Source organism: Vibrio sp. 704 (assembly GCF_033339295.1).
Map to the genome: position 1 here is coordinate 1 of NZ_JAWOUH010000146.1, position 999 is coordinate 999.

General features: G+C 45.7%; 2 protein-coding genes. One reads left to right on the forward strand and one right to left on the reverse strand.

Annotated elements, in window-relative coordinates; translation table 11 throughout:
* The coding region (locus R7R24_RS25060) for a PTS sugar transporter subunit IIA (RefSeq protein WP_318119815.1) at nucleotides 1-292 on the forward strand (292 nt) is incomplete at its 5' end.
* Nucleotides 293-326: 34 nt separating this feature from the next.
* Here R7R24_RS25060 and R7R24_RS25065 read toward each other — a convergent pair.
* Nucleotides 327-999, reverse strand: a 673-nt coding sequence (locus tag R7R24_RS25065) for an AraC family transcriptional regulator (RefSeq protein ID WP_318119816.1), incomplete at its 5' end; no start/stop codon positions are given.

Genomic DNA, 999 nt, shown 5'->3' on the forward strand with positions numbered 1-999 from the left:
CGTGACTCCAGGGATCGCTCTACCGCATGTGATGTTTTCAGGTGTTGACCATATTTCTATTGCCGTTATTGCAAATGAAAAATCGATGGATTGGGCTTCAAAGATGGGTGATGTTCATCTGGCTATAGCACTGGTGATGCCAGAAAAGCCGACCCGAGAACAGATCATTGCGGCCACTAACCTCACACGAAATCTGCTTACCGATCAAATGGCGGAACGCCTACTACTAACAAAAAGCAGCGTCGACTTACAAGCGCTGCTGATGTACGCCATGTCGAGGCTGCTCGCCTAAACTTCTCTATGATTTACGCACTCTGACTGAAGGCTTAAATCGAACCACGATATTCCGTCGGCGTTCTGCCTGTACGGTTCTTAAATACTCGGCAGAAATAGTTCACGTCTTTAAATCCACAGCGCACTGACACGTCATTGAGTTTGAAGTTGTATTTTTTGAGCATAAACTTCGCACGATCCACTCGTACCCAAGTAATGTAGTCTGCCAAGGTCATGTGCCCCTGCTGACGGAACAAGCGCGACAAATGGTTCGAGGAAATACTGAATCTCGACGCAATGCTGTCACGTGTGATTGGGCGATGGAAGTTCTCTTGAATGTAGATACAAATCCCTTGATAGAGATCTTGCACACGGCTATGTGACTGCTGCTCGACTGGTGCATCCAACATCGTCTTCGCGTATTGCAGTAATGCTTGCAGTAAAAGCTCATCCATTGGTTTTTTAGTATTCTCACGAGCCAGTGAGCTCGACGCTTCTAAGATGTTATCTATCGCAAAGCCTGAGCGTGTTTGGATGCTATGCTTTTGAATATCGTAAAAGTTTGCCTCACCTTTGCGTTTGCTCACCAAACTTAACCCAAGTTGTCGACGCCCAAACAAAATACTTAACACTGAGCAATCGGTATCCCAGTCTGGTTTATTCCAACAGTTAGGTGGAATAAATATCGCGTCGCCTTTTTTAGCAACGATGTGCGTTACTTTTCGA